General features: G+C 40.9%; 24 protein-coding genes and 2 pseudogenes. All 26 read right to left on the bottom strand.

Translation table 11 applies throughout. From position 1 onward, the window contains the following. Window positions 1-46 precede the first annotated feature (46 nt). The 26 genes and pseudogenes from BM086_RS12715 to BM086_RS12595 all read right to left on the bottom strand — a co-directional run bounded on the left by BM086_RS12715 (window position 47) and on the right by BM086_RS12595 (window position 22,554). Complete coding sequence (locus tag BM086_RS12715; protein ID WP_092327211.1) at window positions 47-1,276, bottom strand: hypothetical protein; 1,230 nt, start codon at window positions 1,274-1,276, stop codon at window positions 47-49. A gap of 23 nt (window positions 1,277-1,299) precedes the next feature. Continuing rightward, window positions 1,300-1,452: a hypothetical protein gene (locus tag BM086_RS20975; protein ID WP_175560258.1), complete on the bottom strand. Its 153-nt coding sequence runs from the start codon at window positions 1,450-1,452 to the stop codon at window positions 1,300-1,302. A gap of 17 nt (window positions 1,453-1,469) precedes the next feature. Then, window positions 1,470-1,661 carry a hypothetical protein gene (locus tag BM086_RS12710; RefSeq protein WP_092327208.1) on the bottom strand — a complete coding sequence of 64 codons (192 nt, stop codon included), beginning with the start codon at window positions 1,659-1,661 and terminating at the stop codon, window positions 1,470-1,472. A 38-nt stretch (window positions 1,662-1,699) separates the two neighbouring features. After that, window positions 1,700-1,897: a hypothetical protein gene (locus tag BM086_RS12705; RefSeq protein ID WP_092327206.1), complete on the bottom strand. Its 198-nt coding sequence runs from the start codon at window positions 1,895-1,897 to the stop codon at window positions 1,700-1,702. 79 nt (window positions 1,898-1,976) lie between these two features. Next, a complete protein-coding gene (locus tag BM086_RS12700; RefSeq protein WP_092327203.1) occupies window positions 1,977-2,399 on the bottom strand; it encodes a hypothetical protein in 423 nt (140 codons plus the stop codon). 216 nt (window positions 2,400-2,615) lie between these two features. Next, window positions 2,616-3,749 carry an ArdC family protein gene (locus BM086_RS12695; RefSeq protein WP_175560257.1) on the bottom strand — a complete coding sequence of 378 codons (1,134 nt, stop codon included), beginning with the start codon at window positions 3,747-3,749 and terminating at the stop codon, window positions 2,616-2,618. Window positions 3,750-3,762: 13 nt separating this feature from the next. Further along, the gene (locus BM086_RS12690) at window positions 3,763-4,161 is read right to left on the bottom strand and encodes a single-stranded DNA-binding protein (protein ID WP_092327199.1); all 399 of its coding nucleotides are present in this window, start codon (window positions 4,159-4,161) and stop codon (window positions 3,763-3,765) included. A gap of 227 nt (window positions 4,162-4,388) precedes the next feature. Further along, window positions 4,389-5,753 carry a relaxase/mobilization nuclease domain-containing protein gene (locus tag BM086_RS12685; protein WP_092327197.1) on the bottom strand — a complete coding sequence of 455 codons (1,365 nt, stop codon included), beginning with the start codon at window positions 5,751-5,753 and terminating at the stop codon, window positions 4,389-4,391. Between the two features lie 18 nt (window positions 5,754-5,771). After that, the gene (locus BM086_RS12680) at window positions 5,772-6,104 is read right to left on the bottom strand and encodes a plasmid mobilization protein (RefSeq protein ID WP_175560256.1); all 333 of its coding nucleotides are present in this window, start codon (window positions 6,102-6,104) and stop codon (window positions 5,772-5,774) included. After that, window positions 6,097-6,756: a DUF4366 domain-containing protein gene (locus BM086_RS12675; RefSeq protein WP_092327191.1), complete on the bottom strand. Its 660-nt coding sequence runs from the start codon at window positions 6,754-6,756 to the stop codon at window positions 6,097-6,099. Before BM086_RS12675 ends, BM086_RS12680 begins: the two co-directional genes overlap by 8 nt. Beyond that, on the bottom strand, window positions 6,743-7,039 hold the full coding sequence (locus tag BM086_RS12670; RefSeq protein ID WP_092327188.1) for a DUF4315 family protein: 297 nt from the start codon (window positions 7,037-7,039) through the stop codon (window positions 6,743-6,745). The genes BM086_RS12675 and BM086_RS12670 overlap by 14 nt, the downstream gene beginning before the upstream one ends. Before the next feature lie 9 nt (window positions 7,040-7,048). After that, on the bottom strand, window positions 7,049-8,701 hold the full coding sequence (locus BM086_RS12665; RefSeq protein WP_092327185.1) for a C40 family peptidase: 1,653 nt from the start codon (window positions 8,699-8,701) through the stop codon (window positions 7,049-7,051). Next, complete coding sequence (locus BM086_RS12660) at window positions 8,702-11,077, bottom strand: VirB4-like conjugal transfer ATPase, CD1110 family (RefSeq protein ID WP_092327183.1); 2,376 nt, start codon at window positions 11,075-11,077, stop codon at window positions 8,702-8,704. After that, window positions 11,004-11,432, bottom strand: a complete 429-nt coding sequence (locus tag BM086_RS12655; protein WP_092327180.1) for a PrgI family protein — start codon at window positions 11,430-11,432, stop codon at window positions 11,004-11,006. The genes BM086_RS12660 and BM086_RS12655 overlap by 74 nt, the downstream gene beginning before the upstream one ends. An 11-nt stretch (window positions 11,433-11,443) precedes the next feature. Further along, window positions 11,444-12,310, bottom strand: a complete 867-nt coding sequence (locus BM086_RS12650; RefSeq protein ID WP_092327177.1) for a VirB6/TrbL-like conjugal transfer protein, CD1112 family — start codon at window positions 12,308-12,310, stop codon at window positions 11,444-11,446. An 82-nt stretch (window positions 12,311-12,392) separates the two neighbouring features. Continuing rightward, the gene (locus BM086_RS12645) at window positions 12,393-12,605 is read right to left on the bottom strand and encodes a Maff2 family mobile element protein (RefSeq protein ID WP_092327175.1); all 213 of its coding nucleotides are present in this window, start codon (window positions 12,603-12,605) and stop codon (window positions 12,393-12,395) included. 62 nt (window positions 12,606-12,667) lie between these two features. Continuing rightward, window positions 12,668-14,257, bottom strand: a pseudogene (locus BM086_RS12640) (VirD4-like conjugal transfer protein, CD1115 family); the annotation flags it as partial. A 35-nt stretch (window positions 14,258-14,292) separates the two neighbouring features. Next, window positions 14,293-14,787 (bottom strand): PcfB family protein, encoded by a 495-nt coding sequence (locus BM086_RS12635; RefSeq protein WP_092327169.1) that lies wholly within the window; start codon window positions 14,785-14,787, stop codon window positions 14,293-14,295. A 101-nt stretch (window positions 14,788-14,888) separates the two neighbouring features. Next, a complete protein-coding gene (locus BM086_RS12630; RefSeq protein ID WP_092327166.1) occupies window positions 14,889-15,137 on the bottom strand; it encodes a hypothetical protein in 249 nt (82 codons plus the stop codon). 1 nt (window position 15,138) lies between these two features. Further along, window positions 15,139-16,209: a DUF5688 family protein gene (locus tag BM086_RS12625; RefSeq protein ID WP_175560255.1), complete on the bottom strand. Its 1,071-nt coding sequence runs from the start codon at window positions 16,207-16,209 to the stop codon at window positions 15,139-15,141. Between the two features lie 389 nt (window positions 16,210-16,598). Beyond that, window positions 16,599-17,795, bottom strand: coding sequence for a GTPase family protein (locus tag BM086_RS12620; RefSeq protein ID WP_092327164.1), 1,197 nt, complete (start codon window positions 17,793-17,795; stop codon window positions 16,599-16,601). A gap of 11 nt (window positions 17,796-17,806) precedes the next feature. Next, window positions 17,807-18,844, bottom strand: coding sequence for a GTPase domain-containing protein (locus BM086_RS12615; RefSeq protein ID WP_092327161.1), 1,038 nt, complete (start codon window positions 18,842-18,844; stop codon window positions 17,807-17,809). A 93-nt stretch (window positions 18,845-18,937) separates the two neighbouring features. Next, a complete protein-coding gene (locus tag BM086_RS12610; protein WP_092327158.1) occupies window positions 18,938-20,413 on the bottom strand; it encodes a GTPase domain-containing protein in 1,476 nt (491 codons plus the stop codon). Window positions 20,414-20,415: 2 nt separating this feature from the next. Continuing rightward, a complete protein-coding gene (locus BM086_RS12605) occupies window positions 20,416-21,825 on the bottom strand; it encodes a hypothetical protein (RefSeq protein WP_092327155.1) in 1,410 nt (469 codons plus the stop codon). Between the two features lie 47 nt (window positions 21,826-21,872). Beyond that, window positions 21,873-22,082: pseudogene (locus tag BM086_RS12600) on the bottom strand (helix-turn-helix transcriptional regulator); the annotation flags it as partial. 73 nt (window positions 22,083-22,155) lie between these two features. Beyond that, complete coding sequence (locus BM086_RS12595) at window positions 22,156-22,554, bottom strand: SMI1/KNR4 family protein (protein ID WP_092327149.1); 399 nt, start codon at window positions 22,552-22,554, stop codon at window positions 22,156-22,158. Between the last annotated feature and the right edge of the window lie 2 nt (window positions 22,555-22,556).

The following is a 22,556-nucleotide window of genomic DNA, read 5'->3' as shown; positions in this document are numbered from 1 at the left end:
ATATTACCATTCTACGAATCTGCCCAACTTTTTTCATATACATCTTTCATGCAATAACACAATCCGCCAACACATTTTCTTCGTTCAGCTTTTTAAATAATGACAGTAGCGCATTCTTGAATGACTCTTTTGTCACCTTAAGCTCGCCCACTCTGCTTCTGGCATCTATTGCTATTGGCATGTTTTCTGAGCTCTTACATTTCTCAACAATACTGCTCCAATCACCCAGTTTCTGAACTTTGTGAGGACATGCACCGAGAATAATCGCTGCGTACTTGCTAAGATTATTACTTCTTCCAGCAAAACTTTTAACCTTATCATAATCAAGCATATAGTCAATGTCGTCCTTTCTAAAGCCATACTGTTTAGCTATTCCAGTCATTGTTTTTTCATCAAGAGCCGATGCTCCAAGTACCAATATTTTTCCTCTTCGCCCAAGAAGATTATGACCAGCCATGGTCTCTTTTTCTTTTGTCTCAGGAGCAACTGTCTCGGAATTAAAGCATCTAATATCAACCAGTGCCTGCTCAAGGGCTTTATTTCGCTGCTCTAATTCCTTTAACCTAGTTTTGTCCTCATTAGATTTCTTTAGTTCCTCAAGAAGCTCGTTGATATAATTCTGCATGTTGTCGATGGTATCAAACAGAAGCCCCATGGTTATTTCTTTTTCCTTAAGCGACATATCTATTTCTTGGAAAGATGGTTCTGGATTATGAGATTCTGGTGCATGAACTTCATGTTCTTCACCCAATTCTTCAAAAGTAATGTCTAGACCATTGATCAACGACTCTATTTCAGAGTATGCCGTTTCACCATTACTCATCATAATCAAATATTCCTGTTCACTTTCAATATGTCGGTGATCTCTTTCAGCTATTTTATTCTGATACTTGTTCTTCAGACTGCTAAGATTACGGTTTATATCTTTTGAATTTCTAGGATAATAACTCTTTATAGCATTTGCCAACACATCCATCGTTCCGTAGTAGTGACCTATGTATCCGCCATAACTATCGTTCAACAATGAGATCATTATTGTATTCCCATAGTGATCGACAAAACCGCTATCCAACCATAGATAGACTGAATCTCTATCCGGTTGCATTTTTGCCAGACATTTTTTATTTATATAGTATTTGGTTGCTTTTTCTTTTGTTATGAATGCTTTTAATGTTTCTGCATCAGATAGACTCTTGCCAGTAATGTTACGGATTCCATTTACTACACTATCTATATCATCGATTACTATACCGTTTTCAATTACGAATTCACTCATCTATTTAGTTCTCCCTTCATTTCTTAAAATATGATCACAAGAAGTAATGCAAAAGCTATTACCAGAAACAACATGAACTTCACAGCAAAGATCGCCATCTTTGCAATAGCCACATCATACTTATCTACCGGTCTGCAGTTTCTTCCAAATAACAAAATGAATTCTGAAGCTTTCATAATCATCCTTTCCGGGCTTACCACCCCATATCATCCATTTCATCTTCGAAGTCTAGCCATGCATCCAGACGATCATCTTCTCTATCGCGCCTGAATTCCTTCTGCCTACGGTCAAAATCCTTTCGTTCCTTCTTGCTCATATTTCCTACTAAATTCTTGTACTCTTTATCTGTAAGTCTTACATCCTTGTCTTTCTTTCCAAAGAACATATGCTACCTCCTACCTTACCGGCTTTATCTAAACCATTTTATTTTTGTTCTTCTTTGCTGATACTATCCAGAAGCCTTTCAGCCAATTCCGTTACTAAAACAGCAATCACAACTATCAGTGATAGTGCTATTGCCATAGCTTTCAAGGCTATCTTTTTCATACTTTTAAGAATTGTGCCTTTATGTTTCCTGTAGAAAACAACTATTATTGCGATTATTAGAATAAGTATCTCCATGGCATCACCCACCTTCCTTGTTTAGGTCGTAGCAGGGCGTGATAGATGATCGCGCCCCACCATGTAGACTATTTATTCCTCAGTCGATATCTCCATACCATCCAGGTTTTGTATATCCGTTTTCTCCTTCAGGAAGTCCAATTACATGAAGCTCATCACAGGAGTATACCCATCCTTTCCCTGAACCCGAATAGTAAGATCCTGATGAACTTCCAGAGCTACCACCACTGCTCTTTGAGCTCTTGCCAGAATTATTATTGGGCACTCTACCCTCTCCATACTTACCAGCTGCATCAATTGCAGCCTGTGTTAGATTGCCATCTGCCTCAAGTTCATCGAGCCATTTTTCCATGTGCTCTTTCTCTCGCTGCTCTCTTTTTGCCTTGGCATTTTCGTAATATGCTTGCCAGTCAAAACCTTCAGCATGAGCTGTGATGCTTGCTGCTGATAAAACAAAAGTAAAAATTAAAGTTGCTGTAATTGTTAATACTAATCTCTTCATAATGCATCCCGCCTTTCTCATTAAAAATTGCAGTTTGCCCCAAAAAATCTTTTTCACATCTCCTTGTACCCAAATTTTAAAAAATCAACAGTCCCATAAAAACACCAACTGCATGTTGCGATTTGAACCGAGTAAAAGCCACAATATGATGTGGTTTGGACAATAAAAAAGAAGGGCAGCCCCATGACCATATAAGCCACAGAACTGCCCTTTTCATCATCTCACAAGCTCAGGTGTTTTGACTTTATTCTCTAAAGCCTTTTCTACCTTTTGTTGCGATCCCACGATATTCAGTTTTGACTTCAGCTTGTCCATGATGGAAGATTTCTTATCATCAGCAAGCTTCATTTTCTCAGATCCGGCAACCAGAATATTGGCCTCAGCCATGACCATAGCCACATCCTTTTTCTCTGCTTCCTGCTGTTTTGCCATAGCACATTCACAGTCACAGATCATCTTTGACGCAGACTTTCTGATAATCTCCATTGAAGCTTTCAGCTCTTTTGTATCTTTATCAGAACTCCATCCTGCAATATAACCGAAGGAGTAATCTGAAGTATCAATACCGAAGTGCTGGCAGACCACATAGGCGATAGACTCAGCTTCTACTTCCTTGGTATTCTTGGATTTTGGATTCACCATCTGTTCCGGATCATCTGTCTTATCATGCAGTAACGCATGTGCCATTTCATGAATAATTGTCTTTACAGTCTGGACCTCTGACATGCCACTCTGCACACAGATCTTGTGCATCTCGGGTGAAAAGAAGCCTTTTGCTCCGCTGGTTACAAGGCCATAATCGACAGGAACCTTGGAAGTCTCTTCCAGTGCCATCTTAAGTTTCTCATAGCCATCAACAGAGCCCATGAGCTCGTTCACTCCGAGAGTCGGAAGCTCTTTTCCCTCAGTATCGCTTACATCGAAAACCGTTGTAACCCTGAAGTTTGTATACTCCACTTCCTTGGTAGTCTGAGACATACGCTTATCATATTCTTCCTGGGTTTCCCCTGGCTTATAGATTGGGATTTTGTCGCCCGAATCAGAATATGAGTGTTCTCCCTGAACGACAATCTGCTTTTTCACTTTGACCGGAGCGATTATCTTTATGCCCTTTGCTCCCTTTTTCACATGCCTGTCAAACTTCTCCTGCCAGGCATCGTAACCGGCAACAAGTGTTGCATCCGGTCTCTGCATTGCTATAAGTATTGTGTTGTTCACGCTATAACTATGGAACTTGGACATAGTGTTAAGGTACGCTTTGTATTTGTCTGAATTAAAAAGATCACCGATGCCTTTTTCTAGCTTTTCGGTGATCTCGTCAATCTTAAACTTGGTTTTTACTTCTTCCACTGCTTCATCCTCCTCAATTAAAAGGCATGCTGTCATCATATCCGTCAGGAATATTCGAAAACCCATCTCCAGAATCGCCGGATCCGTCTTCTGAAGCTTTCTTGCTCTCGGCAAATTCAATTCTCTCCGCTATGACATCAGTTGTGTAAACTCTGGTTCCATCCTTATCATAGCTACCAGTCTGAATGCGACCGATCACAATGAACTTCACACCCTTCTTGCCAAACTTCTCAAGAAAGTCAGCCTGATTCTTAAAGCCAACGATTCCTATGAAGTCAGCATTGGGACCATCACCTTCCTTTTTGAAGTCTCTGTCCACAGCCAAAGTTCCTCTCGCAACCTTCTTGTCAGAGTCAGCATTTCTGATCTCTGCATCCCTTGTTAATCTCCCTGATAACATTACTTTGTTCATGATTTTTTATCCTCCTGTTATTTTGTGTGTTTTGAGCGGCATTGCTCCCAAAAAGCTTGTCGCCGCGCCGCTTCCCAAAGAATCCCTACGAGGGCTAAAAAGAAGTGGCAAGCAGTGCATTCGTAATACAAATGCTCTTGCCGCTTGTTGGGAGGTTACTCCCAAACCCTTTACCCCGGCCAAAATTCGGCCTGACCTGATCACTCGATTCTCTCGTGATAAAAGCATCACCGAGCTGCTGTATGCTGTCTTTTTGGTTCTCTTGTTTCTTGCGGAATCTGTAAAAACAGCTCCACATTACGACGAGCTTCCTGAAGAGTTTTGTTATCGTCACGGACCAACTTATAGTCCCTGTAATAACTTTTCTTCTCGTCCATAAGTGCCTCAATCTCTTTTGTTAGATCTTTTGATTTCGGTATGTTCCCACCATACTCAGCAAATGCTTTTTTAGCTGCTTTATAGATTGTGATTTCCTCGCGATGAGCTTCATAGAACTTAGCCTTGAAACCGCCTTTGGCATATTCGGTAAAAACATCCTTTGTTCTGGCATAGTTCCTTAGCTGTTTTCTGATTTCAGAAAGTTTCTCAATCCTCGCCTCAACCTTTTTTATCTTTTCCGTCAGATCTCTGAAATCTGAAGCAGAGGAATCAGCTAATTCCTTAAGCTGCGCATAGCTTCGGATTCCCTTTTCCTCAAGATAAAGAAGAGTCTTCATGATGGCTTTGTTGTTATACCTCTGACTCCAGCGTTCATAGCCTTTGCCTTTTCCCTGACGAAGCTTCTCCTGAATATCGATGAGAAGGTCAAATTTCTTTTCGGGCTCTTTACGAGAAACATCCGCCTCGCCTTCAATCTGCTTTTTCAGAAAATCCACAGAATACTGATCTCCAAGAGATTTGAAACGGATGAAATTCTTTCTACCGCTTTCTCTGATAGCAAGATGCTTTCCACGCTTCAGCTCATAGCCTTCCTTCTCCAGAAATTGAAGTAGCTCTTCGAAGGTTTTGGGATTCTGCAAAAGTCCCACATCGATGGATTCTCTGATATTCTGCCGATATGACTTATCATACTTTGGCCTCGGTATCTTGAACTTATAAGGTTCAATAACCGACAATCCATGCTCAAGGCAGATTATGTCACTAAGGCGCCTTAAACCAATTCCGCAAAACCAGGAATCCCTGAATTTCTTATCACAATGAAGATTGACCGCGCTGTAAATCACATGGTTATGAATATGAGCCTTGTCCACATGGGTGCAGCACACAAAAGCGTGCTCTCCCTTCGTGAACCTCATGGCAGTTTCATAGCCAATTGCATTTGCTTCTTCCGGGGTAACTTCACCAGGCTTAAAGGATTGGCGGATCTGATAAGCAATGATATCTCCTTGAATTGCATCATGAGTTTTGAAGTATTCATTCCGAAAGTCCATGAATTCTTCCTTGGCAATTTTCCAGTTGCAGGCATAAGACGTTATGTATCTCTCATCATCTGTTTTTTCCTCATCCTCAGCATATTTAAGTCTGGCTCCAAGACACTGTCCCACTGTCATGCCAACATTTTTATGCATCGCTATCAGCTTTGTTGCCGCCATTTCCTCACCTCTTCACTGCTATGACATAGCAGTGAACTTATCAAGAAGCTCTCCCAAAAGCCTTATTATCTCCTGATGTGATTTCTGCAGATTCTCTATATCAGCCTTATATATACTTCCGGTCTCATTGGCCCTTCTTGCGTACTGATTCAGATTGTTGCTATTGATACTGGCAAGTCTTCTGATCTCACGAAAGTCTGACATATCGACCTCAATCACATATCCTGTAAGTACAAGCTTTCTGATGAAAGCGCTGAGGTTCTTAACCCCAGCTGCCTCCATCTTGTCATAAACAAGCTTTAGCTCCTCAGGCTTCATCCTGAAAAGAACTATCTTGTCCCGATTACTCATCGCTCTCATCACCTTCATCTTCAGATATCTGCTCAAGATAATCTGTCTCTTCATCCACATAATCTGCATCAGGATCAGGTTCATCCTTTGGCTGACTCTTCTTTTTCTTAAGAGCAAAGTATCCTGCAATGAGACCGATACCCATTATCGGAAGTACTATCAAAAGTGGTGTGTAATCCTTTTTCACCGGTGTAGGCTCCGGCTCAGGCTCGGGTTCCGGAGCAACTACAGGTTCAGGCTCTTCCTCTTTTTCCGTCTTGGATGCCATGTACTCTTCCACCTCTTCCTCATCCATCAGCTTAAGAAGATCTGCCTCATCCACAAGATTCAGAAAATGTACGTTTTCATTTCCATCATCATCTCTGTCGATGATGATATAGAAGTAATGGCCTGTCTTGCTGACTACAGTAATAAACTGTTTCCCGCCACACTCCAAAGTGCCGTAATCATCAACCAGCTCCATGTTGCCATCGGGAGTAAGAGGGCCATATTCCTCTATAGGATCTTCCTCAGGCTCTTCAGGAATGATTTCCTCCTCTGCTGTCTCCTCTGCAGGATCCACATAAGCAAAAGCTGTTACCGGTGTCATTCCAATAAAAAAAGCTGATGCAACCGCAACAGCCCTTACACAGTATCTATTAAATTTCTTCATCCTCTAAAACCTCACTTTCTTCATCTTCGTAACTATCAGCTGCAGGAGTTTTCATAGCAAATATCTCAGCAGCTGCTTCAGCCTGTCTCTCCTCAAGAGCTTTCTGAAGAATCCTTGCAACCTCTTCAGGTCTGAGATCAAGCTTCCTCATTTCTGCGATGAACTGGTTGTTCTCAGCTTCCTTAAGCCTTGTCTCACAGTTCTTTACTCTCTGATCAGCTTCGGCTTTTCTCTGCCTCGCCCTTTCCAGCTCTTCACGGAGTCTTTCAATTCTCTCGTTCATGCCTTCCTCCTATCCGTTAATTCTGCCGTAAGTGTAAAAATGTTTTCTCCAGTAATTGGTGTTTATGGATGTGTACTGGATTGGTGAACCACAGTGGAGCATCATTCCATCGCCAACGTAGATTCCGACGTGACTTGCGCCCTTCACATCATAGGTTCCTTTGAAAAAGATAAGATCTCCGGGGCGCGCCTCTGATGCAGGAATCCTTGTACAGCGATTAAGAAGTCCATTGGCTGTAGTTCTTCCAACATTCCATCCATTACCACAGTGATTGATTACCCAGCAGACAAATCCTGAACAGTCAAAAGAAGTACTTGGATTGCTGCCTCCCCACACGTAAGGGTACCCAAGATATCTTTCAGCTTCTCTGATCATGTTGGCAAATCTTGTGTCGGTCAGAGCCTCAGGTGGAATCTCATAATCACCGTATCTGCCCGGATCAACGATGGAATAAATATCGTCATCAAAGAGATATTTCTTGTTACCATAAGTCTCAAGAAGGACTTCGTATCTGGCCATCTGATCTGAGGTAAGCCCCATGTTCCTTATAACAGTATCAAGGGTGTTATTTACAAGCTTTACCTTCAGGATCTTCCACTCATACTGCTCAGTGTAGGTGTACTCTTCATAGTAACCACCATCTTCATGAGTTTCGTCCTCCACCCAGCGATAACCGGTAACTTCTCTTTCTCTTATCTCAGTAACGGAACGCAACGTAAGCTCATACTGAGCTTCGAAGATTTCCTCAATCTTTGCCTGCACCATTTCTTCTGTGTACTGTTCATAGAGAACAGTTAACACAGCAGCAAGCTGATATGGATTATGTCCGATGTTATCAAGAGTGTACTGATACTCATCAAAACCGGGATGATCTGATTCGATATTATCGATGGTCTCCTGTAGTTCTTCCTCCATATCCCGATAGTTCTGTTCCACAGCCAGTATCTCCTCATCCACCGCAGTATAGCTTGTAGTTATTCCTACGTGGGACACGCCATCAAGACAGATCCCGCAGGATGAAAACACACCGCACACACCGAGAATAAGAATCAGCACAACAGCTACAACCAGCACTTCTTTTGGATGCTCAGAAATGAATTCTGCAAATTTTCCAGTGATATCCTCAGCCTTATCAACAAACCTTTTTGAAATATCACCAATCTGATTTGCAGCCTCTTTTGCGCTATCCTTAAAGGCCTGTTCCTTGATTTCTTTCTTCATCTGGCTTCTCTGTCTTGCTCTGGACTGAGGATTGGAGCCGGACTTCTTTACAGAATCTTCTTTGGCAATCTCATGTTTGTGTTTATTCTCATATCTCTTTTTACTGTAAAGCTCAGACTGAAGCCTGCTACCAGCAGCTCCGGCCACAGAGAGTCCTGCTTCAAGACTCTCTGCCCCGGTATTCTGATCATCATTACCACCACTTGATGTATCTCTTACCTTATGTGCTGTCTTTCTAAGGATTTCCTGCGAAGTGATATCCTTATACATTTTTACTCTGCCCTGACGCTGCAGTTTAGCCAGCGCCTTCCGCTCCTGAAGCGTAAGTGAATTATCCTTCTTGCCGGTCCTAAACTTCGTCCTGACATACTTCATGGCAGTAGTTGCATTTTTTAACTTATCCCCATTAGGGGTGGACTTCTTTGCGCTATTCTCATCCATTTATGCCAGCTCCTTTTGCTTTTCCTCTGCCACTTTCGCCTCCTGAACCTCCTGTGGTTTCGTGGTCATGATACTGTATAGCTCAAGGTCCTTAGGGAATCTGTCTACAAATGGCAGAATTACATTTCCGTAAAATAAAAGCCCTTCACCTTCTCCCGAATGGGTTACATACGAGAGCTGATGAGGGCTGATATTCAGCTGCTTTGCAAGAATCTGTCTGTCGCCAACGGCCTGATTAAGCATGTAAACAAAATCAGAGTTTTCAAAGATATTCTCAACTTCCTTGGAAGCAAGAAGATCCTTGACGTTCTGTGTCAGACCAGTCGGGATGCCGCCCCACTTACGAAATCTCTTCCAAATTTCAACCGTGTAGGCTGCTGTCTGATCTTCCTTCAAAAGTAAGTGCATCTCATCTAAGTAGTACCTGGTGGACTTTCCGGATTCTCTGTTGGACGAGACTCTTCCCCAGACCTGATCCTGAACAATCAACATGCCAATCTTCTTAAGCTGCTTACCAAGATCCTTTATGTCATAGCAGACAATCCTGTTCTTGATATCTACGTTGGTCCTGTGGTTGAACACGTTCAGGGAACCTGAAACATAAATTTCAAGAGCTGTCGCCACGTGCTTGGCCTCAGCTTCATCCTGCTTTAAGAGCTCATTATAGAGATCTTCCAAAAGAGGCATATTCTCAGGTCTTGGGTCTTCAAAATACCTCAGATAGATCTGATGAATGCATCTGTCTATAACGGTCTTTTCCACAGGAAGAAGTCCATCCTTTCCACCAACAATCAGCTCACAGAGTGACAGAATGAAATCTGCTTTCAACATGATAGGATTATCATCGTCGCTGTAGTTCATGTTGATGTCCATGGGGTTGATATACTGATCTGAGGTAGGACTGATCTTGATCACCTGTCCACCAAAGTGTTCCACCAGGGGCCTGTACTCTGCTTCAGGATCAGAGATAATGATATCGTCATCCGTCACAAGAAAGGCATTTGCGATTTCTCTTTTAGCAGAAAAAGACTTACCGGAACCAGGTGTGCCAAGGATAAGTCCATTAGGATTCTTAAGCATCTTTCTGTCCACCATGATAAGGTTGTTGGAAAGAGCATTAAGTCCATAATACAAAGACTCTTTTCCCGTCTGGAACAACTCCTGTGTGGTGAATGGCACAAAGATCGCTGTTGATGAGGTTGTCATTCCCCTTCTGATATCGATTAGATTACTTGCAAGAGGGAGCATGCTCATAAGCCCCTGCTCCTGCTGGAAGTCGAGGCGGACCAAATTACAGTTATGCTTCTGGGCAATACTGTTTGCCTGGAAGAAATTGTTCTCAAGGTCCTGTTTGCTGCTTCCGGTATTCATAATAATAAATGTCATGAGGAACATTCGCTCATTCTGAGACTGCAGCTCCTTCAGAAGTGCCTTGGCATCTTTGCCGTAAGTGGCAAGATCTGAAGGAATTATGTCCATGTCGTAACCGGCACGAACAGCCTTTTTCTGCTCCTCAATCTTGGAACGATCCAGCTCTGTGATAGTGTGCTTGATTGTCTTTATAGCCTCATTCTGATTTACTGACTGCAGATGCATTGTGATAATCTGGCTGGATTCCATACTGAGGAAATCTGCCAGCATTCTGTCACTTATATCTGATGCCGTAATCTGAAGGAAGCTGACTGTTCCGTAAGTCTCACCCACCTTAAACAGCCTTCCGTTCACAAATTCAAAGCTTGATGGAGCAATTGCATCCTTAACGGAAGCGCCTGCTCTTACTGTATCTTTCCAGTCAAAGAAGAACTTGGCATCATCTCCCATATGGAACTGAGCGTGCATAAGCTCCAGTCTCTCTTTTCCATTAAGGGTCTGCGCCAGGACTCCAAGACGTTTGAAATTATTGAGAAGATCTGTCTCAATATGGATGAGTCGTGGCTTCGCACTCTTCATTGAATCTGCGTGAATACCAAAGGTAAGATACTTGGTCTTTGTAAGTCCGTTGTTTCCTGCCTGCATCTGACGAAAGAGCATTCGGCTGTATTCATCTCGGACTCTGTCATAGCCATCATCTCTGTGCCTTATAGCTATCTTTTTCTCAAACTTCTCTGCATCTGTGGACATATTCAGAAAAGACAACTGAAAATGCACAGAACTGTCAAAGAAATTCAGGAAGCTGCACCACTCTTCGAAAATCTCTGTCTGGTCTTCCTGCTGCGCCAGCTGATAGTTAATATCCTGAAACTGTATCGTCTTTGAGTAAAAGTCTTTCCCTACTCTGCAGATACCGTCAGGAAACATTCGCTCAAAGGGAATGCTTGCCTGAGCGCTTTCCGGGACGTTTTTCTTTTTGTCTGTCCTTTGAAAAGGTCTTATCATCTGTCTTTATTTTCCTTTCCAGCTCCGCTATCTTAGCAAGCAGAGCATAATAATTTTGTGTTATATATGGGCGTTTCTTGGGTCTTTCAAAAGTCGCATCTATGAAATGCTCCAAGAACACCTCAAGCGGCTGCTCATTCTTTTCATACATGGCAAGAAAAAACAGCGGCATCATGGAGATCATCATCCCCAGTGTTGCCACTGTTACATTGCCAAGTCTTTTTATCAGGAAAAATGTCGGAACACCAATCATCGCCCCAAGTGAAAAGCATATAAGCTGCCTTTTAGTCAGGTTGAAACATACCTTGGATTTAACCTTGGAAAAATCACGAGGTACGCTGATATAATTTGCCATAGCCCTCCTTCTTAATGTGCATGAACAATACTCTTTGCTATAGAACCGGTCTTAAGAAGTGTGAATCCCAAGAGTACCGTAAATCCAAACGCTTTCCAAAGTGAGCCCATGATATCAGATGAAAATGCTATCGACTGGATAAGCACTGCATATATTCCTACGCAGACCATAATAAGGAATCCCTGGAATCCAAGAGCACATACTGATCTGAAATAATTCTGCCCAATCTGGGACTGTTCCTGATTTCCGAAGGTTGAAAAAGGAATAGGTGCAAGGGAGATTGTAAGATAGATCTCCACCATTCTTCCATTCACTATGATGTAAATAAAGATTGCTGCTACTCTTACAAGGAACTGAAGAACAAAGGTCTGTAAAAAGACACTGAATAGTTCTCCGGTCTCCATTGCTTCAAGTGTAGACTGCATACCGGCAAGAGCTGATGCATCAATTGCCGTGCTGGCTGCTATTATTCCTCCGCTTTGGTCGATTATCCATTTGGCAACATCAAATACTGCCATGGTTATGGTAAAAGTGTTTGTGATAAGTGTTACTGCAACAAAGGTTTTGAGAACCCACTTGAAAAAAATCCAGGTCTCAAAGTTCGCAAGATTGTTGTGACTTATAACAAGCTGGATAAGCTCGTAGCAGGCAATAAACGTAAGTATTATTCCCGCCACAGGCATTATCACGTTCTCTGACAGATTTCTGATCAGGTTATAGACTGAAGGCATAAAGCTTGCCGGTGTCTGGCCAACAATGTTTGTGACTTCGCCTACTTCTGTATTCATCGAGTCAAAGACGCCTGTCAGGTGTTCCATTATTCCTTCAATGAGCATGTTTCTAACCCACTCTTCTATTTGTTCAAGTACGGCTTCCATTCATGCCCTCCATTATTTCTACTAATTTGGAAAAAGCCGGGGAGTTGTTACTCCCCGACCTGATTCCTTCCCTCCTCGCGGATCAGAAAAGACCTGCAAGAAGAGGTACAAGTGTGGTACCGATGAGGGCGATTCCGCCACCAGCCATCAACTGCTTCATACCCTGAGACTTTGCTCCAGGGTTATCTCCGCCGTAGCCCTCCATGAGGTTTACACCACCCCAGATACCAAGACCTGCACCAAGTGCGATTACAAGTGTCTGTAAAACTGTTACGCTGCTCTGAAAAAATGCCATAATTCTTTTCCTCCAATAATTGTTTTTGGTTAGCGACACCCCTCGTGATGCTGGGATGCCGGTTAATAGTTACCTGCTTCATTTTCGTCGATGACTATGTACTCGTCATCGGGTTTCAATATTAAGTTGTCTTTTTGCTTCAAGAACTTCTCGATATCGAAATAGTTCTTTTTGCTGTAATCCGCTGTCTGTTTGTAGCGTGGATGCTGTGTCAGGTCATATTTCTTTGAAAGAAATGGTCTTACACCTCGAACCTGAACGATACATTTTCCACCATCCATAACAGCCAGCTCATCCATGGTCATAAGATCACGACCTGCCTTCTGGAAATTGTTGGCTTTACTCTCTGAGTTGCCCCTTGTGTCCTGAAGGTTGATATAGTCGATTGTCTCTTTTCCCAGGATGGCGTTTAAATCTTTGAGCGTGTTCTGCTCGGTTCCGCCAAGGAATATCTGAGAATCCATGTTGCCCACAATAGTCTCGGAATCATCCTTGTAGATTGCCTTTAACTGGGACTTGGCCTGAAGAATTATACAGGCTGAAATCTCTCTGCTTCGGATTGTGGCTACAAGTCTTTCTATCCCCGGAATCTTTCCGCAGTTGGCGAACTCATCGATGAGGCACCTTACATGGACCGGAAGCCTTCCCCCATACACATCATCAGCTTTTTCACACAAAAGGTTAAATAGCTGAGTGTAGATCATGCTTATGAGGAATGAGAATGTTCCATCCGTATCTGACATGATCAGGAAAAGAGCTGTCTTCTCATCCCCTAAGGTATCAAGCTCCAGCTCATCATAGGAAGTAAGTTCCCGCAGCTCCGCAATATCAAAAGGAGCCATTCTAGCACCGCAGGAAACCAAAATAGACTTAGCAGTCTTGCCGGCAGCAAGTTTATATTTCTTGTACTGCCTTACTGCAAAGTGCTCGGGATCTTTTTCCTCAAGTTCATCAAAAAGGAGATCGATAGCATTTTTGAAGTTCTCATCATCCTCTCTGACTTCCATTGCATTGATCATCTCAAGAAGTGTGGTGAAATTCTGCTCAGCTTTTGGCGCTTCATAATGGATATATCCTATGAGCGCTGTGTACAGCAGCCTTTCTGCTTTGTCCCAGAAGGGATCGGAATTTGATCCACTGCCTTCACCCTTGGTATTTAGCATGAGTACACTGACCAACTTCAGGATGTCTTTTTCCGAATGGATATACATAAATGGGTTATAATGCATACTCTTCTTGAAGTTGATAGAGTTAAACACCTTGATCCTGTATCCATTTTTCAAAAGAGCTGTCCCCGTTTCTGGTAGAAGCTGACCCTTTGGATCAGTAACCACATAGGATGAGTGCATCTGAAGAAGGTTGGGCTTAACAAAGAATCTCGTCTTACCTGAACCGGAACCACCAATTACCATGACGTTTTTGTTCCTGGCGTACTTGGGATTCTCAGGTCTTGAGTTCATTGTCAGCATCTCAGATTCCGAAAGAATGACATTCTGGTCAAACACTGGGTCTATGTAGGGCTCTATGTCCTTTTTGGTTCCCCATTTGGCAGAACCAAATTCTATGCGTTTCTTAAAATTTCGCCTATTTTCCCTTTTGTCCCAGATGGTTAAGACCAGCATCATCACAACAAAGCCAATGATTCCGATAAGAGCCCTGGGGTTATGGAGAAGAGTATCTAATGTAATCATCTGCTCCTCTCCTTTGCCCTGTGAATGATCTTATGGGGAGCATTTTTGACTTTGTCCTTCAGTTCCTTAAGATGTTCCCTAAGAGAAGGCCTGCTCTCCTTCAAGAGCCTTTTCTCCGTGTAGTAATTGATCAGATCGTTTATGGCTTCCTGATCTTTAGCCTTGAAGAATACTGAGTACAGCGTCTTATCTTCAGTCTTGTGTTTCACAATAGCGAAGTCAACGCCATATCTTTTGGCTACTCTCTTGAAATCCCTAAGCTCTGTCTTGGAAACATCAACGCTGGTAGCACCTTCATCCTTTCGGATCAGGTCCTTTATCTTCATCTTCCCATGCTTTACTTCCGGGTCCTTTGATTCTTTGACCTTATTGCAGATGAATTTTGCAAGCTTTATGAGCCTTACCAGATTCCTGGCAGTAAGGTCTTTTGCCTGAAGTGCACGCCTATAGCAGAACTCGATGCTCTCTTTCGTCGTCTGATCTGATTGCAATCAGCGTCACCCCCTTCATGACTATAACGACAACGTCGTCAAATTCATAAACTTCCATGCTATCCCCCTTTCTGCTTGATTTATCAAAGGAAAACCCAAGCTTATCCGAGGTTGACCTTCGGGTGCGCAGCTTCCCACTCTTTTATTCCCGGCTGTCCTAAAAGGTTCTTATAGCAGGGGAAGCAGATTCTGCTACACTCCCCATAACAACAGCCTTTACATGGGTAGTCATCCCCAAAGTTCTTTTCCAGCTTTTCCTGTCTGTATACACATCTTCTTTTTACTCCGTCGCAGACGTCTTTATGCTGACAACCGCGGCAGTTCTTTGGCTTATCCTTCGAAAAAATCATCTTATTTTGCTTCCCCTCCCTTAGCTTTTGGCTTGATCTCAGGTGTTTCCTTCTTAGGCGTTGCAGCTACTTCTTTCTGCTTCTCCTTGATCTCAGCCATCAGTGAGCCTTTCTCCTTACCTACGATTTCCTTCTCTCCCTTGGTCCTGGCCTCAAACTTATCAGCCAGCTCAAAGATCTTTTCCTTGGAATCGTAGTGGTAAACACTATCGGTAAGCTGCTCTGAAGGATCTACCGTGGTGGCATTTACCTCTTTTACCATCATTTCAAGGTGTTCCTTGCTGACCATGCCATCATCTTTCACAAGGAGAACCTCGTGAATCGATGCAGGGAGAATATAGAAGTCGCCGCCAATCCTCTCAGCCGCTTTATCCATAAAGTCGGTGTAGGCTATGATTCCGGCTCCCTTGATGTTGTCAGGAACAGATGCCACAAGTACCGGCTCATCCTGAACAGGTGCAAAACCAAGCATTTCTGCCTGTTCAGCACCCATCATCTCTGCAAGGAATTCTGACATTCCCTTGATAACTACAGGCCTGATCTCAGGAGCACTCTCCAGAGCATCAGCATGAAGCTGCTCTGCAGTGATTCCGTACTTATCAAGCATGTCGTTTGTAACCAGGATTGTGCCTCTTCCCTCAGGAGTCATACCCACATTGAAGCGGTAGACAATCGCCATATCCTCAAGGTTCTTATGAGGAACATTTACGAGGATGTCTGCATTTCTCTCAGCAGAGATGACTTCAATTGAAAGCTTTTCCTTCATCTGACCGTAATCAGAGAACATGTCGATATCGAACTCAGGTCCTTCCTTAAGAGCTTTGGCTGCCTGATCAGCAGCTCCGGATACGATTGTGTTGTAATCAATTCCGTTCTCAAAGCCTTTGTACAGCTGGTCCGAATCAAGACTCACTCCAACCTCAGCACCCTCAGGTCTTACGATCAGAGCATCATAAGAGTAGTTTGTCTTATTGTTATGCCTGATCTCGACCTCTGTGTTGGTGCCAAGTCGCTCATCCACTGCTTTCTTAACATCCTTGGTAATGGCTTCTTTGAATTCTTCAAAATCCATAACTTCTTCCTCTCTTCTTTTATTGAGCCATCTGCTTTCGGGCAAAAGAAAAGCGCCAGACCCACAACTGATTTCTCAGTCATGAGCTGACGCTCTAAATTTCCCTTATTCAATTATGCGCATAAGAAAGACAAGGAAGCTTGGCTCTTACCTGCTCCCTTGTCCACTATAATAATATCATCCCTAAAAATGGCTTGCAATGGACAAAACGTCGCAATTCGTCGCAAAACCGGGACAATCCGTCGCATTTTGTCGCAAAACGTCGCAGTTAACGACTCGCGTATTTATCTACAAATAATAACCCGCCTAAAATTCCGAATATTATTACTCCCGCCACAATAACAGTGATTACATCATTTGCCCCTTTCTCCTTCATAGTAAATCTCCTTTCATTTGACACGTGCCTTCAGCTTGGCATTAATAATTCCAATAAGTTCTCTTACGACCATATCAACGTTTTTAAGTTGTTCTTCTGTCAAGTTCCTCCACAATTCTTCAATGGCATCCACAAATGTATATCCATAAAAAGCTATCATTCTTGCGGCGCGATATTTGCTTTCTACATCAGATACCTCAACAGAAAAACCTTCATCCTTTTTCTGCTCTAATAATGCAGTTATTTTTTTACTATATCCCATATCAATAGGACTTATAAGCCCAAAGAATTTATTTTCTTTATCAACGTGACATTTATCCATTATTTCTTTTATACTCTCCTCGGACAATACCGTATTATACATCTCACCAATCTTTCTAAACATATTCATAATATTTCTACCAGTTCTTCCAACATTAACAAGTGGCACCCTATCCCAAAAATCTAATTGTGCTGCCCTAACATATTCACATATAATTCCCTCACATTCACTTCGTTTTTGGTTTTGGCTAACTTTTTGCGCAGCAATAAAACCGCTTTTTATAAAGTCAGGTAGTAGCTGTAAAGTTACATTAACTAACTCATCTAGTCCAAACGCAGGAATTGGTTCTGCTTGTCCTCGATATTTAACCGGCAAAGCCAGTACTTGAACCACTTTAATGTCGTCCATGTTCATCGAAGAATTGATTTTCTTAATTTCCGCTTCAAATGCATTCACCTCTTCCTCATCTCCGGAACATTGTGTCAACACTATAATAAACGGAACTCCAATAGTATACAGCTCCTTTATAAATTCTAGCTCTGCACCTTGATAACGATTACTTCCCGAATTAATACAATACCATATAGCATGTATTCTATCGTACGGATCCTCAGACTCCGCTTTAGATGCAATTTTTGCTCGTATTGATTTAATTGATTCTTTTGTCTTTTCAGAATCCAATTCCAACCCAATAGTATCCCAAATATTTATATGAGTATCATTGCTCTTATATTCTGATATATGGTCTGTTACTGGTTGTCCGCTTCCAGTTGCTGCCAGTTCACTACCAAATACCGCATTTATCAAAGTGCTTTTCCCTGTTCCAGTAATTCCTACAACCATGATGTTTGCATCAGGTAAATTATCTGCATTTAATCTCTCATCTAAATTCTTTTCGAGCTCATCTTTTTTCTGATTGAACTTTTGCTCACCAGTAACACTAGCCATTATTCATCCTCCTACTTTTTTAACTTTGAAAGCTCTTCTTTAAGTCTTTTCTTTATCAGCTCATTATCTTTTAATTCTTTATCTGTAGACAAATGAATAACTTTAACCAAAGCTTCCAAGTAAAAATCACCAACAGTTTCAACGTAAATAGACGCGATCAACGAACTTACTAACGGAACAGCCATAAATGGTGATGCAATTATCCCGAATGTAATAAGTGCAAAAACCTCAGCAGCCAGATCTCCTCCTGACTTTATTCCAGCAATTCCATTAAGATCAGAAATCATTTTTATACACATACCATGGACAATCGGAATACATCCTCCAGGTACAAATCCAATTTTTTTCGCAGCCGACGAATAACCTGAAACAACTGCCTTTCCTCTACTTTCAATCTGCTCAATTCTTAATTTACGATTTTCATCTAGATTATCAATTTTCTGTTCTAATATTTTTACCCGAAGTTTTTTATAATCATTTATGCTTTTTTTCAGTAAATCATTAACTCCAAAAGCCTCTACCTTTCCACCTCTTGTAGAATAATCCTTAGCCAACACTTTCTGCATCGGAATGTCAGGTAGATTTCTTCTAATTTGCCTTGGCAATTCTCCTTCATCTTCCGAAATGCACTGAGTAAGGACAATGATAAATGGTATTTCATAATCTATCGAAAGTTTTTTTATAAGCTCAATCTCATAAGACTCAAATCGATTACTCCTATCATTAACACAAAACCAAACAACATAAATATCGTTTACCGCCAAACCTTGCTTCGTACGCTCGATTTCTTCCTTTATGTTCTCAAGCGTTTGTTCAGTGATCGAATTATCAATTTCTAACCCAACCGTGTCATACATATTCAAATTACAACTAACCAACGCATTCTTCTTACCTAACGGCAAGTCTACCTGTTTGCTGTACTTTTCATTTTTTTTAGTTATTGCATGTCCAGTTCCAGTGGCCGCAACTTCCTCGCTCAATACTGCATTAATTAGTGTGCTTTTTCCAAAGCCTGTTTTTCCCATTACCACTATGTTGACATTATTCATTTTTTCCCTCTAGAGCAAATATGAAAGTATCAAAAATCCAATTATTTCTCCAAATACACATCCCAGTCTTATAATTTTACTTTCCTAAAAACTTCACCCTATATTTGAATTATCGCAACTGCTTATACCAATCGTAGAATCAATCAAATCCTCCAAGCCTTCTACTGGCACTTTGGCAGGTTTCTCATATTCTTTCGCAACCACTGAAACACAGTTTACTTTACTCATATTTCTACTCTGTATCATTTGCTTTATTTCGTTCTCTAATAAATTGTCTTCAATGATAGATTGAGTAAGAACAATAACTATAGGAAGTTTTATGCCATAAATACGTTCAATAAATGGAGTGTCCACCCGATTTCCACGAGAATTAATACAATACCAAACAACACAATTATCATGTTGGTGTTTAAGTTGCTCAATACTCCTAAATATCTCATCGTTTACCACATTATCAAAATAAAATCCTGCAGTTTCAAATAAGCATAAACTATCTTCGTCATTTGAGTATTTACTTACTGATTGTTTCACTTGTCCCGTAACTTCACAATTCCACCCAAAAATCGAATTGATTAGCGTAGTCTTTCCTGCACCAGCTGTCCCTGTAACAATAATATTCAATGCCTTAGTCGATTTTCTAGTAAAACGTCTTGCAGGAATTTCCGTAGATATTTCCTGAAATGAAATATCTACAATATCAAATTCATTCGGTAATTCCTTTGTTATATCATCAAAAAGTTCTCCAATTATACATGTATCTGATGCATGTAGATTATTACTATTTAGCGCAAGCGATAAAGCTTCTCCATTAGCCTTTGATAAATGTCTTTCTGACTCCCACTGGTAGAAATAGTTTTCCATTAGAGAGCAAGTAAATGCCATAAAGCGACTTCTATTTGCAAAATTTTGGCAAAATAGTAATATTCTACCCACACTTTCTTTTGGTAATGAAAGAATTTCTTCGGCGTAATGTGATACTGTTACTTCCTTAGAAAAATCAAATCCCATCTCTTCCATAGTTTCTTTTAACTGGACGAGCTTAGCCTTATCTTTTGATGCACGACTGTCAATAAAAGACAATATATTAATCAAGCTTAATAAAGGTGTTTCAACACTGAATTTTCGATTGCGTATTTCATTAATTAAAAAATAATACTGATCGACACTTATTATTTTCTCATTTAATTTTTGTGCAAGAGCAGAAACCTGATCTGTAAGTAAATCAATATCTCTTCTAACAATTGCAACTGCTCTATATAAATCGAAAATACAATTACCATGCTCTGCTAGAATCATATTCATCTTAACTATAATTCTAACGGTATATTTGGTAAGCTCTTCGCGTTTTGCATGCATTTCCTTTACAGTTGCCTTATTTTGTAAAGTAAGCCCATACCAAATGCGTTCAAACCATTTCTGATTTTTCATACGTTCGTACGTTGCTTCATTACCTTCTATTATTGCAACCATTCCAGCTACTATCTTACTAATTTCTTCATCAGGATAATTCTTGCATTCCATCACAAATTCATTTGCTCTCTGTTCAAGATTATTAGCTATTTCACTCATATTTAAATCCCCTCTATATAGTTGCTCAAGTTTTCAACTTTCCTTTCGAATACCGATTCACTAGCATTTATATACGGCCTGAGCATATTTGTTATTTCCTTTTCTAATCGTTCCCACTCACTACTTGCCTGTTCAAATGCCTCAACTAGAGGTTTATATTCATCGGAAAACTCCTTTTCTTTATGAGCTTGCTTGACAAGTTCATAAAATCCCCCACCAAAAATATATTTTTTAATCATGCCCAAAATAGCAGTTGTCACCATAGATCCTATAATTGCGCCTAATACAGGTACTGGTATTAAAAGCTGTCCCGCAAAAGCACCAGCCGCACTAACAGCCGCTTCCGTAGCAACATCAATTGCATTATAAATAAAGTCATCCAGTGTAATTTCTTTTCTATAAAGGCGAACTGCTTCAGTAGCTATTCCAAGTGTGCCAGACACAATACCAGCAGCCAATGGCGCTGACACTCCAGCGACATTTGTTAATATATAAATAGCACCTCCAGAAACACCTCCTTTTACCACTCCAATGCCAGTTTGTTTCAGTATGTCCATCCAATCTTCTTTGGTCAGTTCTGAAATGTTTTTATTCTGCCCTTTCATCACACTTATTAGAGAAACTGAAAACGAAATGACACCAGAAATAGCAGCAGCTATTCCTGCCATTTTCAACCCTTCTGTTACAGAAGCCCTGGACATCTCCCAATACTTTTCTCTTAACTTATTATCTACCTCGATAATTTCATTTTCTTTGCCATCTATAGTATTTCCAGCACAATTAAGTTGAACCTGGTCATAGTTACACTGAGAAGGCTCGACAACTTCTGCAAATGATTTTCCCGCCTTGTCTTCTAACTCATGAACACGACTTATAACATTTCTTGCAAGCCGTCCTCCTTCTGATGCAGGTAATTTAGTCAACTCTTCAGGTGATAGTTTTCTCCATATTTCTATTTGTTCATAAAAGTCCTTTGGAATACAGTAACTACCTCCTTTTTCTACAAAGTCAGGATAATCCTTAAGATGATTAATTACAGCATCTATAGATAAATTACTTTGCACAAACTTTGATTGTATCGGAAGGTAATTTTTCAGATAATCTTCTGCAGCAGTTCTTCCAACACCATCAAAAGTAAAATTGGGATCTTCTCCTCGGATAATCCTATCAGCATTTCCAAATCGTACGTCAAAAACCTCTGCTACCTCTCCATGTTTGGTTGCCATTGTTCCTAATATGTGTTCTGGTGATCCTAAAAAGTCTCTAGCCTTACTTAATTCCTCAATTGCCTTTTCTAAATTTGTATTTTGAATCTTTAAGTTGTTTAAATACTGGTCCAAGCGCATCTGATTAATCGTATCCACAGTACCGCCTATACCCTGTATTGTAATATTTTCAATTTTCCCACCCATATTAGCCTCCTAAATTCGTTGCATTATAATCACCCAGAATCACAGGCTCATTTCAATACCTGCACATTTTCGCCTTGGCTTTTCAACCACATATCTATCCCATCTCCAAAAACCTCTGCTTCAACCGTATATTTCCCTTCATATTCATTGATTATTTGTGCCGTAGGAAGTCTATCAAGTACAGCTTCCACAGCATATCCGGAATACTCAAATCTTACTTTTCTAAGCTTTCCGCCTCTCATAAACTGGATCCGCTCCACAATTAGGACAATAGTATTCGCTCATAATAATCTCCAATTATTACTTCACTTATATCGGAAGAGGTTTTCATCAATTCTCAAAAGAGGAAACATATTCCGCTAAGGAACCATATACTTTCAAAGGTGCTTCTTTATACTCTGACTGAAATACTTCTCCTGATTCGGTCTGCCATATTACTATTCCATCCATATGAGTATCTTCGATAACATAGAACGGTTCGTTAACATTTGGATTTTTCTTATACTGCTTTAATGTAGCATTCACTACATCCAGATTGGCGTCTGCGCTAATTCCAGTCAATTCATGACCAGCACAAGAAACCGATCCATAAAGCTTAAGATACTCTTTATAATCATCAGCAAATTTGACTTCAAGCTTTTTCTCAGCATCTATTATTTCTTCGGATGAGGCACCTTTTTCACTATAAAAGTTTCTTTTATTCTCAAATGCTTCTGTTATTTTACTCATAG

Source organism: Butyrivibrio sp. YAB3001 (assembly GCF_900112195.1).
In the GTDB taxonomy this organism is placed as follows: domain Bacteria; phylum Bacillota; class Clostridia; order Lachnospirales; family Lachnospiraceae; genus Butyrivibrio.
This window is presented reverse-complemented; position numbering and strand designations above follow the sequence as displayed.

Excerpts from the sequence above, each read along its gene's own strand:
- BM086_RS12715 (WP_092327211.1), bottom strand. The coding sequence starts at position 1,276 with ATGAGTGAATTCGTAATTGAAAACGGTATAGTAATCGATGATATAGAT.
- BM086_RS20975 (WP_175560258.1), bottom strand. The coding sequence starts at position 1,452 with ATGAAAGCTTCAGAATTCATTTTGTTATTTGGAAGAAACTGCAGACCG.
- BM086_RS12710 (WP_092327208.1), bottom strand. The coding sequence starts at position 1,661 with ATGTTCTTTGGAAAGAAAGACAAGGATGTAAGACTTACAGATAAAGAG.
- BM086_RS12705 (WP_092327206.1), bottom strand. The coding sequence starts at position 1,897 with ATGGAGATACTTATTCTAATAATCGCAATAATAGTTGTTTTCTACAGG.
- BM086_RS12700 (WP_092327203.1), bottom strand. The coding sequence starts at position 2,399 with ATGAAGAGATTAGTATTAACAATTACAGCAACTTTAATTTTTACTTTT.
- BM086_RS12690 (WP_092327199.1), bottom strand. The coding sequence starts at position 4,161 with ATGAACAAAGTAATGTTATCAGGGAGATTAACAAGGGATGCAGAGATC.
- BM086_RS12685 (WP_092327197.1), bottom strand. The coding sequence starts at position 5,753 with ATGGCGGCAACAAAGCTGATAGCGATGCATAAAAATGTTGGCATGACA.
- BM086_RS12680 (WP_175560256.1), bottom strand. The coding sequence starts at position 6,104 with ATGAGTAATCGGGACAAGATAGTTCTTTTCAGGATGAAGCCTGAGGAG.
- BM086_RS12675 (WP_092327191.1), bottom strand. The coding sequence starts at position 6,756 with ATGAAGAAATTTAATAGATACTGTGTAAGGGCTGTTGCGGTTGCATCA.
- BM086_RS12670 (WP_092327188.1), bottom strand. The coding sequence starts at position 7,039 with ATGAACGAGAGAATTGAAAGACTCCGTGAAGAGCTGGAAAGGGCGAGG.
- BM086_RS12665 (WP_092327185.1), bottom strand. The coding sequence starts at position 8,701 with ATGGATGAGAATAGCGCAAAGAAGTCCACCCCTAATGGGGATAAGTTA.
- BM086_RS12660 (WP_092327183.1), bottom strand. The coding sequence starts at position 11,077 with ATGATAAGACCTTTTCAAAGGACAGACAAAAAGAAAAACGTCCCGGAA.
- BM086_RS12655 (WP_092327180.1), bottom strand. The coding sequence starts at position 11,432 with ATGGCAAATTATATCAGCGTACCTCGTGATTTTTCCAAGGTTAAATCC.
- BM086_RS12650 (WP_092327177.1), bottom strand. The coding sequence starts at position 12,310 with ATGGAAGCCGTACTTGAACAAATAGAAGAGTGGGTTAGAAACATGCTC.
- BM086_RS12645 (WP_092327175.1), bottom strand. The coding sequence starts at position 12,605 with ATGGCATTTTTTCAGAGCAGCGTAACAGTTTTACAGACACTTGTAATC.
- BM086_RS12630 (WP_092327166.1), bottom strand. The coding sequence starts at position 15,137 with ATGATTTTTTCGAAGGATAAGCCAAAGAACTGCCGCGGTTGTCAGCAT.
- BM086_RS12625 (WP_175560255.1), bottom strand. The coding sequence starts at position 16,209 with ATGGATTTTGAAGAATTCAAAGAAGCCATTACCAAGGATGTTAAGAAA.
- BM086_RS12620 (WP_092327164.1), bottom strand. The coding sequence starts at position 17,795 with ATGGCTAGTGTTACTGGTGAGCAAAAGTTCAATCAGAAAAAAGATGAG.
- BM086_RS12615 (WP_092327161.1), bottom strand. The coding sequence starts at position 18,844 with ATGAATAATGTCAACATAGTGGTAATGGGAAAAACAGGCTTTGGAAAA.
- BM086_RS12610 (WP_092327158.1), bottom strand. The coding sequence starts at position 20,413 with ATGAGTGAAATAGCTAATAATCTTGAACAGAGAGCAAATGAATTTGTG.
- BM086_RS12605 (WP_092327155.1), bottom strand. The coding sequence starts at position 21,825 with ATGGGTGGGAAAATTGAAAATATTACAATACAGGGTATAGGCGGTACT.
- BM086_RS12595 (WP_092327149.1), bottom strand. The coding sequence starts at position 22,554 with ATGAGTAAAATAACAGAAGCATTTGAGAATAAAAGAAACTTTTATAGT.